The following is a 13,071-nucleotide window of genomic DNA, read 5'->3' as shown; positions in this document are numbered from 1 at the left end:
CAGACCCGCCTACGCCAGCGTGGCCACGGCCACGGCGCGGCCGAAGATCTTCTTGCCGCCGGCGGTGGCGCTCAGCGCCACGGTCACCGACTTCGATTCGGGATCAACGGATTTCACTCGGCCGTTGAACACGATCTCGGCGCCCTTGCCGTCGTTGGGGACGGGGACGACGGCGGTGAAGCGCACGTTGTACTCGGTGACGGCGGCCGGGTCGCCCACCCAGGAGGTGACGTACCCGCCACCCAGACCCATGGTCAGCATGCCGTGCGCGATCGCGGTGTCCAGGCCGACCTGCTTGGCGATGTCATCGTCCCAGTGGATCGGGTTCAGGTCACCGGAGACTCCGGCGTAGTTGACCAGGTCCGCCCGGGTCAACGTGATGACCTTCTCGGGCAACTGATCGCCGACCTTGACCGAACTGAACTCACGCAGTGCCATGGGAAAAGCCACTCTCTCCGTCTTCTTCACTCCGCCCCGCAAGGGTGGTGTAGGACTCCTGTACGACCTCGCCGTTGCTGTTGCTGACGATGTTCTTGGTGACGATGATGTCGGTGCCGTGGGCCGTGCGGACCGATTCGATCCACACGTCGCAGTGCAGGGTGTCGCCGGCCTTGATGGGACGGACGAACTTCAATGCCTGGTCGACCTGGACGATCTTCGCGTCCGTGATGCCGATGTTGGCGGCGGCGAACATCGCCGACTGCGCCTGGTAGCCGAACACCGAGATGAAGGTCAGCGGCGCCAGCAGCCCGTCGTAGCCCAGATCGGCGGCGGCCTTCTCGTCGAAGAAGGCCGGGTCGTCGTTCTTGACCGCGGTGGCGTACTCGCGGATCTTCTCGCGTCCGACGACGTAATGGTCGGGATGGCGGTAGTGCAACCCGACGTACTCGTCCAAGAAAGACACGACTGATGAACCTACCTAGTCAGGCGCGGCGCGGCGTGCATCCGACGGCGCCCGGGCCGGTCGTGCCGCCTAGCGCGACTCTTTGTGGGCCTGGTGCTTGCCGCAGTTCGGGCAGAACTTCTTGATCTCGAGGCGATCGGGATCGTTGCGGCGGTTCTTCTTGGTGATGTAGTTGCGGTGCTTGCACACCTCGCACGCCAAGGTGATCTTGGGCCGTACGTCGGTACTGGAGGCCACGGCAGTCGTCTCTTTCTTCTACGTCTCGTTAGTTCTTGTAGCGGTGGGGGGGCTCGATCCCCCGACCTCACGATTATGAGTCGTGCGCTCTAACCAGCTGAGCTACACCGCCCCGCGGACCGTGCAGCGGTCCACCGAGCCCCCTAACGGAATCGAACCGTTGACCTTTTCCTTACCATGGAAACGCTCTACCGACTGAGCTAAGGGGGCCTGTCTCGCGTACTCGGCGCATCGCCAAGCGACGAGCCTTAAAGAGGGTACATTCTCACCGATTGCGGCGCCAAACGGCTGGTCACTGTCGGCTTGCGACCGGCCCCTGCGGCTGACCGCCTACGCTGACCGGCATGGCCGACTCCGACCGCCTCTACTTCAAACAGCTGCTCTCGGGCCGCGATTTCGCCACCGGCGACATGATCGCCCAGCAGATGCGCAATTTCGCCTACCTGATCGGGGACCGGGAGACCGGCGACGCCGTCGTCGTCGATCCGGCGTACGCCGCGCAGGATCTGGTGGACGTGCTGGAGGCCGACGGGATGACGCTGTCGGGGGTGCTGGTCACCCATCATCATCCCGACCACGTGGGCGGTTCGATGATGGGCTTCGAGCTCAAGGGGCTCGCCGAGCTGCTGGAGCGGGTCAGTGTGCCCGTGCACGTCAACACCGAGGAAGCCGAGTGGGTCTCCCGCGTCACCGGTATCGCCCGCAGCGAGCTGACCGCGCATCGGCACGGCGACACGGTCAGCGTCGGCGACATCGACATCGAACTGCTGCACACCCCCGGACACACCCCTGGCAGCCAGTGCTTCCTGCTCGACGGCCGGCTGGTCGCCGGGGACACCCTGTTCCTCGACGGATGCGGTCGGACGGACTTCCCGGGCGGCAACGTCGACGACATGTTCCGCAGTCTTGAGGCGCTCGCGCAGTTGCCCGGCGACCCGACGGTGTTCCCGGGGCACTGGTATTCGACGCAGCCCAGCGCGCCGCTGACCGACGTGCGCCGCACCAACTACGTCTACCGCGCCAGCAACCTCGAGCAGTGGCGCACACTGATGGGTGCCTGACGCATTCGTCAATTGCGCAGGACCCGCACTTTACTTAGCTGATCTGAGCGAATGCCGCGGCCACCAGCGGGATTGACGCGGCAATTCGAAGACAACGAGCCACCATTCTGGCAAACTCCTAAGACAGCGCTCACCGCTTGATCGCGTCGGGGGGTCCTCGTGAAGAACATCGCGCTGTGCTTCGACCAGTCCGGCTATCGCGGTAACGCCGCGGCGCTCGGCGAGTTGCTCTGCCGCTCCGACCGACAGATCGTCTGGTCGTCGATCGGCACCGCCGGCGACCAACCGCCCGTGCGCAGCCTGCGCCGGCGACGGGCCCGCGAGGTCGAGGTGGCACGTGCCCACGTGGTGGAGGCCTACGAATATCTCGCCGAGCACTGGGAGTCCGGTGACCGCGTGTTCGTCTTCGGGGCCGGTCGCGGCGGGTACTGCGCGCGGGCCCTCACCCGACTGCTGGGCACCGTCGGCGTCCTGTCCTCCACCTCCGACGCCCCGGCGCCCGAACTGCGCGAGTACGTGCTCGCCACCTACGCGGTACCCCGCACCCCGCGGGAGCCGGCCGATTGGCAGCGCGTCGGACGACTCGCCGCCGCGCTGAGCGGATGCGCCGACGCGTCGGTCGGCGTCGAATTCCTCGGGCTGTGGGACACCGTCGGCGTGCCGGGTCTTCCGCGCCGCAACGGCCCCGACCCGCTCTCCCGGGTCGGCGCAGCGCGCCATGCGCTGGCCATCGACGCGCGCGTGGCCCCGGTTCCGCTCGGCCACACCCTCCCCGAGGTGGAGGAGGTGTGGTTCCGCGGCGCGCACTGCGACATCACCCGCGGCAGGCACGCCTGCGCGCCGCTGGCGGACATCGCGCTGGACTGGGTGCTCGACGGCGCGGTCGCCGCGGGGCTCGAGGTCGCCGACGCGGCCCGTCACCAGACACCTGCCCCCTGCGCCGTCGACGCACTGGCCGGAAGCACCCACCCGGTTTCCCTTCGCCGAATCCCCTCCGGCGCCGCCGTGCACGCCAGCGTGGATTGCTACCTGCGGGCGCACCCGTCGTACTGGCGCCGGCTCCCGGCCTGCATCGAGTGGGCCGATCCGGACTGGGTGGCGCGCGGCGAACGTCTGATGGCTGCCCCATCGCCGATCGAGACGTCCGCCGCGCAACCCGAACTGGCCTCGGCGTCCTAGCGCTACTTCCAGCCCGACCCGATCCCGCACTCCCAGAGCCCGAGCTTCGGAATTCCGTTGCCGTCGTGGCGCTTCGACTTCCTCGTGCGGCGGGTGCGCCGCTCGGATCCGAGATCGTCGGCCGACTGCCTTCTGGTGACGCGCATGATGTCCTCCTTCGTCTGGAGCGCGGCGACCCCTCGTTCCGCCGCGCTGACAGGAACGCTAGGGACGCGCACGACCGGAGTCGTGCGTAGTCGGCTACGTGCATCGCGTGCCGCCGCCACCTACACGTGCGGGTAGTTTCCCGGGTCGCTTCCGGTTTTCCCGCCGGTGATATTCCCGGGTCGCTTCGCTCCTGCCCGCCGGTGCTATTCCCGGGTCGCTTCGCTCCTGCCCGCCGGTGCTACCTTCGATCCGCCCGACCCACCGCCCCCAGGAGCCACCATGACCAGCACCGTTTCCTACGCACTCGCCGACTCCGTCGCCACCATCACGCTGGACGACGGCAAGGTCAACGTGCTGGGACCGGCGATGCAGGGCGCCATCAACGAGGCACTGGACCGGGCCGAGGCCGACAAGGCCAGGGCCGTCGTGCTGGCGGGCAACGCCCGGGTGTTCAGCGGTGGCTTCGACCTCGCGGTGTTCCAGTCTGGTGACGCGGCCGCCGCGCACGACATGCTCGCGGGCGGGTTCAGGCTGTCGGTGCGGACGCTGACGTTCCCCGTGCCGGTGATCATCGCCGCCACCGGACCGGCGATCGCGATGGGATCGTTCCTGCTGCTGTCGGCTGATCACCGCGTCGGCGCGCCGAAGTCGCGCTGCCAGGCCATCGAGGTCGCCATCGGGATGACGATCCCGATCTCGGCCATCGAGATCATGCGGATGCGGCTGACCCCGGCGGCGTTCGAGCGGGGCACCGCACTGGCCGCGACATTCATGGGCGACGAGGCGATCGCCGGCGGCTGGCTCGACGAGATCGTCGAGGCCGACCAGGTCCTCGCCCGCGCCCAGCAGGTGGCTGCGGAGGCGGCGGCGACGCTGCACGCCGGAGCGCACCTGGCCACCAAGCTCAAGGCTCGCAAGTCCGCCCTGGACGCGATCCAGGTCGGAATCGACGGCCTGGCAACCGAATTCAGCCTGGGGTAGGCACGTGACCCACGTGCGCGGCCGGACCTGGCGACACGGCGAACCCCAGGACGACTTCGTGTTCTCGTCGATCTCCGACTGCCTGGCCGCCGAGGACACCCTGGTGTGGTGCGACATCTACGATCCCGACCACGCGATCCTCAAAGACCTCGCCGAGGAACTGCATCTGAACGCGTGGGCCGTCGAAGACGCGCTCGCCGACGCCGAACGCACCAAGGCCGTCGTCTACCGCACCCACACGTTCTTCACCGTGTACGGCGTCACGATGACCGAGGCGCCCGACACCGCACCCGGCGACGCGTCGCCGTCGCTGCTTGAGGTGCAACGGATCTCGGGTTTCGTGCTGCCGCGTGGGCTGATCACCGTCCGGCTGTCACCGCATTTCGACATCGACGAGGTGTCGCGCCGGTTCGACGAGCTCGGCGGCCAGGAGTACGGGGTGGGCGCGCTGGTCCACGGTCTGCTCGATGTGGTGGTCGACGGGCACTTCACCGCGGTGCAGGTGCTCGACGACGCGATCGAGAGCCTCGAAGACGATCTGTTCGCCGAAGAGACTCCGCGGAAGGGACTGCAGCGCAAGACGTTCCAGTTGCGCAAGGATCTGGTCGCGCTGCGCCGGGTGGTGCTGCCGATGCGCGAGGTGGTCTCGGCGATCCAGCATCGCAGGCTCGACGCGAAGACCGCACCGGAGTTGGACCCCGTCTACGCCGACCTGTACGACCACGTGCTGCGGGTCTCCGAGTGGACGGAGTCGTTGCGGGACATGGTCACCACCGTCTTCGAGACCAATCTGTCGCTGCAGGACGCGCGACTGAACACCGTGATGAAGAAACTCACCGGCTGGGCGGCCATCATCGCGGTGCCGACGGCGATCACCGGGTTCTACGGCCAGAACGTCGACTATCCCGGTATCGAGACCGTCGCCGGATTCCTCACCAGCTCGGCGATCATCGTGGTGCTGGTGCTCGTCCTGTACGTGATGTTCAAGCGGCGGGACTGGCTGTAGCGTCCAGTGTTCCGAGGACGGCGCCGGCACCGGAGTACGTGGCGGTGAACCCATGACGCCGCTCGGACACCGAGCACGCGTCCCAGCCGGCTCCCCAGCCTCGGTACTTGAGCGTGAAAGCGCCGATGGTGCAGGAGAATCCGGGCACCGTGTCCCACGACGCCGGGTAGCCGGCGGCGGTCAGTCCCGCGACCAGGCCCTGCTGGGCGGCGTCGCGCCAGTGTTCGGCGGCCACCGCGCGCCCGGCGGCGACGTTGTGTGCCAGCGTGATGTCTCCGGCGGCGAAGACGTTCTGCGCCGAGGTGTGCATGTGTTCGTCGACGACGACCCGGCCCTCGCGAGTGTCGAGGCCCGCCTCGACGGCCAGCCGCACGTCGGGCCGGACCCCTGTCGCGGCGACGACGAGCTCGCCCTCGACCTCCTCGCCGGAGGCGAGGGTCACCCCGCCGTCCCCGACCGCCGCAGCGGGCGCCGACCCGACGAAATGCACCCCGGCATCGGAGAGCATCTTGACCACGCGCTCGCCGACGTCGACGCCGAAGCGGCGGGCCAACGGCACCGACTCCGGCGCGACGACCGTGGTGTCGACCCCGCATTCGGCCAGACAGGCCGCCGCCTCGCAGCCGATCAACCCGGCCCCGATCACCACCGCCGAGCCTGCGTGCCGCGCCGCCATCCGCAGCGCGACCGCGTCGGTGAACGACCGCAACGGCAGCGCCCGCTCCGCACCGGGCACCGTCAACGGCACCGCGCGGGAACCGGAGGCCAGCACCAGGTGCCAGTACGGGTAGCGCATCCCGCCGGCGGTGACGACCTCCTGGGCCGCGAGGTCGATGCGGTCGACCGTGACGCCGAGGATCAGGTCGATGTCGTTGCGGTCGAACCATCCTGCGCTGTGCAGGTCGAGCTCGGCGGCCCGGCCGCACAGATACTGTTTGCTCAGCGGCGGCTTGGCATACGGCAGCGCCGGGTCGGTCGACAGGATCCGCACCGGGATGTGCCGGTGCCGTGCGCGGAACGTCTCGGCCGCGCTGACCCCGGCGGGACCACTGCCGATGGCGAGGAATCCCGGTGCCACCATGGCCTGTGGGTACCACGTGCGGAAGCGCCCCAACCGCGGGCGGAGCAAACCGGTCAGGGTTTGGTCAGATCCGTTGAGCGCGCGCGCCCGGTGTGCGAGCATCGGCGCATGGAGCCAACAGGGGACCCTGAGGCCCGCATCCGCGACCTGGAGCGACCGCTCGCCGAGCAGGCCGGTGCCACCGAGATGGGCGTGACCGCGCCGCTTCCGCCTCCTCCGTACGGCGCCCCGCCCACCGGCCCCTACCAGGCCCCGCCCTACCCCCAGTACGGCTCGCCCTACTACGCCCCGCCGCAGCAGGTCGTGCACAAACGCAACCAGCCCGCGCTGTGGCTGATCCCGCTCGTCGTCGGCGTCGTCGTCGTCGCGGGCATCGTGGGTGTCGTCGTCTATTTCTTCGCGGGCAACTCCTCGACCGGCGGTATGTCCGGCGGTGGCGGCCCGGTCTCGATGCCCACGATGCCGTCCGTCCCCGGGCTGCCGGCCATGCCGTCCATGCCGTCGATCCCGGGCGTCGGCCCCTCCGACGAGGTGCTGACCGTGGAGGCCGGTGGCTCGCTGTCGATCGGCGGTGTCGACAAGAAGCAGACCGTGGTCTGCAACCAGGGCACCGTGAGCATCAGCGGCATGAACAACACCATCGAGGTGCAGGGCTCCTGCGCGGCGGTGACGGTATCGGGGATGGACAACACGATCACGGTGGAATCGGCCGACACCATCGGCGCATCGGGCTTCGACAACAAGGTGACCTACCGCAACGGGGACCCGCAGACCTCGCAATCGGGCACCGGCAACGTCATCGAACGGGGCTGAATCCAGCGCACCCGGTTCAGTCCGCGCGCGACAGAGCCGCGCGCGGACACTCGGCGATGGCCTGCTCGACGAGCGCCTCCTGGTCGGCGGGCAGTGGGTCGGCGCTGACCACGGCGTAATCGTCGTCGTCGAGCGAAAAGATCTTCGGTGCGATCCGCACGCAGACGGCATTGCCCTCACAGCGATCACGGTCGACTAGAACGCGCATGGCTGCTCCTTGATTGCGGTTCGAAGGGATCGATGTGGCCGCCCCGGGTCGTCGACACCGGTGAGGCGCCGGTTCATGGCGGCGGCGATCCGGCCGGCGTGGATCTTGGCGTGTTCGGCGACAGGCCCCTGGTACATCTGGTCGACGGTAGCGGTCCACACGGCGAGCCAGCGCGTGAAATGCACCGCGGACAGCGGTGTGCACTCGTGGATGCGTCGATGGACCGTCAGCGCGTTCCGCCGGTACAGCCCGGCCCGGAACAGCACGGTCTCCCAGAAGTCGCACATGACGGGAAGGTGTTGTTCGAGCCCGTGCGAAGCGAGTTCGGCGAACGGCGGGGCGAGAATCTCGTCGCGGAACGCTTCGTTGTAGAAGCGGCGCAGCAGCACTTCGATGTCCCTACGGGTGGCCAGATCGCGACGACCCGCGCCGGCCGACGCCGCGTCAGCCATGCAGTTCACCCGGACACCGCGATGCGCTCTGCCCGAGGGTGCAACCGCGAGCCCGCCCAGGTGGCGGTGGGCAGCGTCCCATTGCGCAGGGCCGCGCCGACGTTCGCCAGCACGCGGTGCAGGACGGCGGCATGAGCGTCGCCGTTGTTCCACAGCTGAGCCATGCCGTTGTGGGTCAGATAGGCGCCCACACGGCGCTCGATCGGCCAGTTGGCGTAGGCGAGCCCGGTGAACTCGGATCCGAGGAAGTCCCAGGCGATCGCGTCGGGATCGGACTCCCACAGCCCGTGTGGGCTTGGCTGGTCGCTCTCCACGCTGGTGACCACTCGAAGGGGAAAAGATTTCATGGTTCTCTCCTCATGCGCTGTTCGGTGTTCAGGCGCCTGCGAGCGCTGCGGCACCGCTGATGACCAAGGCGGCGATCTTCACCAGTTCCAAACCGACGTAGCTGTAGTGGACCCGCGACCGGCGGGTCGGTTGGCCGGGCTCGTGCGCAGCAGCCGGCCCGGCGAGGACCACATCGGAGCGCCGCGCCAGACGCGGCCGCACCACCAACAGTTGCGCGGCCAACGCCACCACGACCACCGATACGGCGGCGGCGGCGGTCGGCGACGGCGGGTCAGCCACGAGGACGATCAGCAGAACCACGGCCAGGACGGCCTCGACGGTGTTCAGGGCGCGGAACACCAACCGTCCGATACCCAAGCCGATCTGCAGCGACACCCCGGGGGCGCGGAACTTCAGCGGCGCTTCGATGAACGAAATGGCGATGACCATGCCCAGCCACGTGAAGCTGACCGCGGCGGCAACGGCGTGCGCGGTACTCATGACGCGCTGCCTGCCGAGACGAGATGCGCGACGCACAGGTCCGGCTCGGCGAACGGAGTGAGCGCGTCGACGGTGATGGGCGCGTCCCACGCTTCGAGTGCGCCCTGCATGATCCCCAGGTGGATCGGGCAGATCACATCTCTGCGGGTGTCGACCAGTTCCAGGAACGGACAGTTGCGCAGCCGGATCTCATCGGACTTCGTTGCCGCTGAGTCTTTTTCGGGGGCGAATCCCAGTTGGTCGAGCAGCCCGGTGAGTCGGTCGACGGCCTGGCGCCGACTGCGCGTGCGGGCGGGCTCTGCGACACGCTCGGCGCTGGCCCGCCCCGCCGCCATGGCCCGCGCCGACGGCCGCGGCTGACGGGCAAGCGCGTCGGCGAGAATGCCCGCCAGCATCTGGTAATCGCGGGGTCCGGCCGGGTCCATGCCCGCGACCGCCCGGAACATCAGGGGCGGGCGGCCGGGCTTGGTGCGACCGGCCTCGACCGCCTCGACCTGCCCGGTTTCTGCCAGCGCATCGAGGTGGAAGCGCACGGTATTGGGGTGTATCGCCAACTCGCCGGCGATCGCGGTGATACTCAGCGGGCCGTCGGCGGCCCGCAGCACCTTCAGCACCTCTGCGCGCCGCCCGCTCACGACTGCTCCTGCGGGGGCATCCCAGCGACCAACGGCGCATCCACCGCCAACGGGCCGAGCTTGGCCGCACCTCCCGGCGAGCCGAGCGGGCCCTCGCGTCCGGGCAGCGGGTCGGAGAAGAAGGCCGCATTGTCGACCAGATGATCGTGCTGGTCGGCCGGCAGATCGTCTTCGTAGTAGATCGCCTCCACCGGGCAGACTGGTTCGCATGCTCCACAGTCCACGCATTCGTCCGGATGGATGTAGAGCGCGCGGCCACCTTCGTAGATGCAGTCCACCGGGCACTCTTCCACGCAGGCGCGGTCCTTCACATCCACACACGACTTTCCGATCACGTAGGTCATGGCCCCCATTTTACACAACAATGTCTTGTGAAAACTAGATACGCGGAAGATTTCTCCAACTCAGTATTGGTTAAAGTGGTGGGGCACGCCCGCTCGTGACCCGAGCGGACACCGACCGAAGGATCACCATGCACAAGCTCTCCCTGGACGCCGTCGCTCGTGAACACCTCGAGAAGGCCGCAGCGGCAACCACCGGGCGCAGCGCCGGCACCGTCTACGGCGGTCACGAATTGACGTTGCGCCAGACGGTCCTCGCCCTCACCGCGGGCACATCGCTGTCCGAGCACGAGAGCCCTGGCGAAGCGACTCTGTTCGTGCTGAGCGGCCGGGTGCTCCTCCGTGCGGGCGACAGCGCATGGGAGGGCCGCGCCGGTGACCTGGTGATCATCCCCCCACACCGACACAGTCTCGAAGCCCTCGAGGACAGCGCCGTGTTGCTCACCGTCGCGAAGTAGTCTTTGGCCAGGCTGCCTCAGTGCATCCCAGGGCCCGGTTCTCAACTTTCGACGTGTCGTCATGCCGTCGACGGCGATACTCCGACAGCGGGCGCTGCAGTGAACGAGACTTCACACTCGCCCTCGGGTGTGCCGACCCGCACCCGGGTATCCGACCCACGCACTAGTGTGTGCAGGGATGGCGCTACACCTCCATCGGGCCGATCGCACCGACCTCCTCGCCGACGGCCTGGGCGCGATGCTGACCGTTCCACCCCCCGACCCGTTCGCCGAGGACCTCGTGCTGGTCTCGGCGCGCGGCACCGAGCGCTGGCTGAGTCAGCGGCTCTCCCACATCCTGGGCCGCGGCGACGGTCAGGACGGAGTGTGCGCCGGCATCACGTTCCGCCACCCGCGCTCGCTGGTCGCCGAACTGACCGACACCACCGACGACGACCCCTGGGCGCCCGACGCCATGGTCTGGCCGCTGCTCGACGTCATCGACGGCTCGCTGGACCAGCCGTGGTGCGCGACGCTCGCCGCGCACCTCGGCCACACCGAGCAGGGCGAGGAGAGGGAGCTGCGTCAGGGCCGCCGCTACGCCGTCGCCCGCCGGATCGCCGGCCTGTTCGCCTCCTACGCCCGCCAGCGCCCGCAGCTGCTGGTCGACTGGGCCGAAGGCCGCACCGACGCGCTCGACGCGGACCTGAGGTGGCAACCGGAGCTCTACCGCGCGCTGCTGGCTCGGGTCGACGCCGACCCGCCGCCCGTCCGGCACGCCAAAGCCGTTGCGCGGCTGCGGGACTCCGCCACCGACCTGCCGAGCCGGTTGTCGCTGTTCGGTCACACCCGATTGCCGCTCACCGAGATCGAACTGCTGCACGCGCTCGGCGCGCACCACGAGCTGCACCTGTGGCTGCCGCACCCCAGCGACGATCTGTGGGTGGCGCTGAGGGGAGGCCACGGGCCGGTGCCGCGGCGCACCGACACGTCGCACCGCGCCGTCGGTCACCCGCTGCTCGCGACGCTGGGCCGCGATCTGCGTGAACTGCAGCGCGCACTGCCGGCCGCCCCGGCATCGGACACGTTTCTCGGCTCGGCCGATCGTCCGGCGACACTGCTCGGCTGGCTGCAGTCCGATATCGCCGCGAACACCGTTCGCGCGCAGGGTCGTTCGTTCGACAGCGCCGATCGGTCGGTTCAGGTGCACAGCTGCCACGGTCCCGCGCGGCAGATCGACGTGCTGCGGGAGGTACTGCTCGGTGTGCTCACCGACGATCCCACTCTCGAACCGCGCGACATCCTCGTCATGTGCCCCGACATCGAGACCTTCGCACCGCTGATCGTGGCGGGCTTCGGTCTCGGCGACGTCGTGACGGGCGCGCATCCGGCCCACCGGCTACGCGTCAAGCTGGCCGACCGGGCGCTCACCCAGACCAACCCGCTGCTGGGCGTGGCCTCTCAGTTGCTCGCGCTGGCCGGTGGGCGCGCCACCGCCAGTGAAGTGCTCAACCTCGCCGAGGCGGCCCCGATCCGGTTCCGGTTCGGCTTCACCGACGACGACCTCGACGCCATCGGAGACTGGGTGCGGGAGGCCAACATCCGCTGGGGGTTCGACCGCGAGCACCGGCACCCCTACGGCGTCGACTTCGTGCAGAACACCTGGCGGTTCGGCATCGACCGGGTGCTGGTGGGGGTCGCGATGTCAGAAGACGCGCACGCCTGGCTGGACACCACACTGCCCCTCGACGACGTCGGCAGCAACCGGGTGGAACTGGCCGGCAGGCTGGCCGAGTACATCGAACTTCTCCGCATCAGCGTCGAGAACCTCAGCGGCACAAAGACACTGCGTTCATGGCTGACCGCGCTGCGCTCCGGGCTCGATCAGCTCACCGCCGCCCCGGACGCCGATGCGTGGCAGGGCGCCCAGGTCGACCGGGAGTTCGCCGACATCCTCACCGACGCCGGCGCGCAGGCGGAGACGCTGCTCCGCCTGGCCGACGTCAAGGCGCTGCTGGACCGTCACCTCGCCGGCCGGCCCACCCGTGCCAACTTCCGGACCGGCACGCTGACCGTCTGCACGATGGTGCCGATGCGCTCGGTGCCCCACCGGGTGGTGTGCCTGGTGGGGCTCGACGACGGGGTGTTCCCCCGCCAGGGCGTGTCCGACGGCGACGACGCGCTCGCCCGCGATCCGATGACCGGGGAACGGGACAGCCGCTCCGAGGACCGCCAGTTGCTGCTCGACGCGATCGGCGCGGCCACGGAGCGGTTGGTGATCACCTACACCGGCGCCAACGAGTACTCGGGGCAGCGCAAACCGCCGGCGGTGCCGCTCGTCGAGCTGCTCGACGTCCTCGACGTCACCACACCCAGACCGGTACGCGACCATGTCCACATCCGGCATCCGTTGCAGCCGTTCGATGTTCGCAACGTCACGCCGGGAGCGCTGGGCGCACCGCCGGGCGAGCCGTTCACGTTCGACACCACCGCGCTGACCGCCGCGAAGGTCGCGACCGCCGAGCGGACCGCCAGGCCACCACTGATCGGTGCACCTCTGCCCACGCCGCCGGCTGACGACGTCGTGCTCGACGATCTCATCGCCTTCTTCAAGGATCCGGTCAAGGGCTTCTTCCGGGCCCTCGATTACACGCTGCCCTGGGACGTCGACGCCGTCGAGGACGGGATGCCCGTCGAGATCGACGCGTTGGCGGAATGGAAGATCGGCGACCGGATGCTCGAGGACATGCTGCGCGGGATG

The 13,071-nt window shown here is 69.0% G+C and carries 18 protein-coding genes and 2 tRNA genes; 7 read left to right on the top strand and 13 right to left on the bottom strand.

The window, feature by feature from the left end; genetic code table 11:
• Positions 1–9 precede the first annotated feature (9 nt).
• The 5 genes from hadB to MCHUDSM44219_RS04015 all read right to left on the bottom strand — a co-directional run bounded on the left by hadB (position 10) and on the right by MCHUDSM44219_RS04015 (position 1,351).
• Positions 10–438, bottom strand: a complete 429-nt coding sequence (gene hadB, locus MCHUDSM44219_RS04035; RefSeq protein ID WP_048416947.1) for a (3R)-hydroxyacyl-ACP dehydratase subunit HadB — start codon at positions 436–438, stop codon at positions 10–12.
• A complete protein-coding gene (hadA, locus tag MCHUDSM44219_RS04030; protein WP_048416946.1) occupies positions 425–904 on the bottom strand; it encodes a (3R)-hydroxyacyl-ACP dehydratase subunit HadA in 480 nt (159 codons plus the stop codon). Before hadA ends, hadB begins: the two co-directional genes overlap by 14 nt.
• Positions 905–973: 69 nt before the next feature.
• Positions 974–1,141, bottom strand: coding sequence for a 50S ribosomal protein L33 (rpmG, locus tag MCHUDSM44219_RS04025; protein WP_003929651.1), 168 nt, complete (start codon positions 1,139–1,141; stop codon positions 974–976).
• A 38-nt stretch (positions 1,142–1,179) separates the two neighbouring features.
• Positions 1,180–1,253 (bottom strand) — tRNA-Met (locus MCHUDSM44219_RS04020).
• A 25-nt stretch (positions 1,254–1,278) separates the two neighbouring features.
• Positions 1,279–1,351: transfer RNA gene (locus MCHUDSM44219_RS04015), tRNA-Thr, on the bottom strand.
• A gap of 134 nt (positions 1,352–1,485) precedes the next feature.
• Between MCHUDSM44219_RS04015 and MCHUDSM44219_RS04010 the strand changes: the two genes are divergently transcribed.
• Both MCHUDSM44219_RS04010 and MCHUDSM44219_RS04005 read left to right on the top strand, forming a co-directional pair.
• The gene (locus MCHUDSM44219_RS04010) at positions 1,486–2,202 is read left to right on the top strand and encodes an MBL fold metallo-hydrolase (protein ID WP_048416945.1); all 717 of its coding nucleotides are present in this window, start codon (positions 1,486–1,488) and stop codon (positions 2,200–2,202) included.
• Between the two features lie 159 nt (positions 2,203–2,361).
• On the top strand, positions 2,362–3,381 hold the full coding sequence (locus tag MCHUDSM44219_RS04005) for a phospholipase effector Tle1 domain-containing protein (protein ID WP_048416944.1): 1,020 nt from the start codon (positions 2,362–2,364) through the stop codon (positions 3,379–3,381).
• Between the two features lie 2 nt (positions 3,382–3,383).
• Here MCHUDSM44219_RS04005 and MCHUDSM44219_RS29920 read toward each other — a convergent pair whose 3' ends face one another.
• The gene (locus tag MCHUDSM44219_RS29920; protein ID WP_157868746.1) at positions 3,384–3,527 is read right to left on the bottom strand and encodes a hypothetical protein; all 144 of its coding nucleotides are present in this window, start codon (positions 3,525–3,527) and stop codon (positions 3,384–3,386) included.
• Between the two features lie 280 nt (positions 3,528–3,807).
• Between MCHUDSM44219_RS29920 and MCHUDSM44219_RS03995 the strand changes: the two genes are divergently transcribed.
• Positions 3,808–4,509: a crotonase/enoyl-CoA hydratase family protein gene (locus MCHUDSM44219_RS03995; RefSeq protein ID WP_048416942.1), complete on the top strand. Its 702-nt coding sequence runs from the start codon at positions 3,808–3,810 to the stop codon at positions 4,507–4,509.
• 4 nt (positions 4,510–4,513) lie between these two features.
• Positions 4,514–5,515 carry a magnesium transporter CorA family protein gene (locus MCHUDSM44219_RS03990; RefSeq protein ID WP_048416941.1) on the top strand — a complete coding sequence of 334 codons (1,002 nt, stop codon included), beginning with the start codon at positions 4,514–4,516 and terminating at the stop codon, positions 5,513–5,515.
• On the opposite strand, the gene MCHUDSM44219_RS03985 is transcribed toward MCHUDSM44219_RS03990, so the two are convergent.
• Entirely contained in the window at positions 5,493–6,596 is a 1,104-nt protein-coding gene (locus tag MCHUDSM44219_RS03985; protein WP_048416976.1) for an NAD(P)/FAD-dependent oxidoreductase, read from the bottom strand. The genes MCHUDSM44219_RS03990 and MCHUDSM44219_RS03985 overlap by 23 nt on opposite strands.
• Before the next feature lie 108 nt (positions 6,597–6,704).
• On the opposite strand from MCHUDSM44219_RS03985, the gene MCHUDSM44219_RS03980 reads away from it, so the two are divergent.
• A complete protein-coding gene (locus tag MCHUDSM44219_RS03980) occupies positions 6,705–7,409 on the top strand; it encodes a DUF3060 domain-containing protein (RefSeq protein ID WP_048416940.1) in 705 nt (234 codons plus the stop codon).
• Between the two features lie 16 nt (positions 7,410–7,425).
• On the opposite strand, the gene MCHUDSM44219_RS03975 is transcribed toward MCHUDSM44219_RS03980, so the two are convergent.
• From MCHUDSM44219_RS03975 to fdxA, 6 genes are read right to left on the bottom strand one after another with little or no spacing between them, the layout of a single operon-like run.
• The gene (locus MCHUDSM44219_RS03975) at positions 7,426–7,617 is read right to left on the bottom strand and encodes a ferredoxin (protein WP_048416939.1); all 192 of its coding nucleotides are present in this window, start codon (positions 7,615–7,617) and stop codon (positions 7,426–7,428) included.
• Positions 7,605–8,069, bottom strand: coding sequence for a group III truncated hemoglobin (locus MCHUDSM44219_RS03970; protein WP_048416975.1), 465 nt, complete (start codon positions 8,067–8,069; stop codon positions 7,605–7,607). Before MCHUDSM44219_RS03970 ends, MCHUDSM44219_RS03975 begins: the two co-directional genes overlap by 13 nt.
• A gap of 5 nt (positions 8,070–8,074) precedes the next feature.
• A complete protein-coding gene (locus MCHUDSM44219_RS03965) occupies positions 8,075–8,416 on the bottom strand; it encodes a hypothetical protein (protein ID WP_174894755.1) in 342 nt (113 codons plus the stop codon).
• Between the two features lie 28 nt (positions 8,417–8,444).
• A complete protein-coding gene (locus MCHUDSM44219_RS03960; protein ID WP_048416938.1) occupies positions 8,445–8,897 on the bottom strand; it encodes a hypothetical protein in 453 nt (150 codons plus the stop codon).
• On the bottom strand, positions 8,894–9,532 hold the full coding sequence (locus tag MCHUDSM44219_RS03955) for a helix-turn-helix transcriptional regulator (RefSeq protein WP_048416937.1): 639 nt from the start codon (positions 9,530–9,532) through the stop codon (positions 8,894–8,896). The genes MCHUDSM44219_RS03960 and MCHUDSM44219_RS03955 overlap by 4 nt, the downstream gene beginning before the upstream one ends.
• Complete coding sequence (fdxA, locus tag MCHUDSM44219_RS03950; protein WP_048416936.1) at positions 9,529–9,876, bottom strand: ferredoxin; 348 nt, start codon at positions 9,874–9,876, stop codon at positions 9,529–9,531. The genes MCHUDSM44219_RS03955 and fdxA overlap by 4 nt, the downstream gene beginning before the upstream one ends.
• A 128-nt stretch (positions 9,877–10,004) precedes the next feature.
• On the opposite strand from fdxA, the gene MCHUDSM44219_RS03945 reads away from it, so the two are divergent.
• Positions 10,005–10,331, top strand: a complete 327-nt coding sequence (locus MCHUDSM44219_RS03945) for a cupin domain-containing protein (RefSeq protein ID WP_048416935.1) — start codon at positions 10,005–10,007, stop codon at positions 10,329–10,331.
• Positions 10,332–10,509: 178 nt separating this feature from the next.
• Positions 10,510–13,071, top strand: a 2,562-nt coding sequence (gene recC / locus MCHUDSM44219_RS03940) for an exodeoxyribonuclease V subunit gamma (protein ID WP_048416934.1), incomplete at its 3' end; no start/stop codon positions are given.

Origin of the sequence: Mycolicibacterium chubuense, assembly GCF_001044255.1 — a bacterium.
In the GTDB taxonomy this organism is placed as follows: Bacteria; Actinomycetota; Actinomycetes; order Mycobacteriales; family Mycobacteriaceae; genus Mycobacterium; species Mycobacterium chubuense.
Note: the sequence above shows the minus strand (reverse complement) of the source record. Positions and strands in the feature narration are given on the sequence as shown.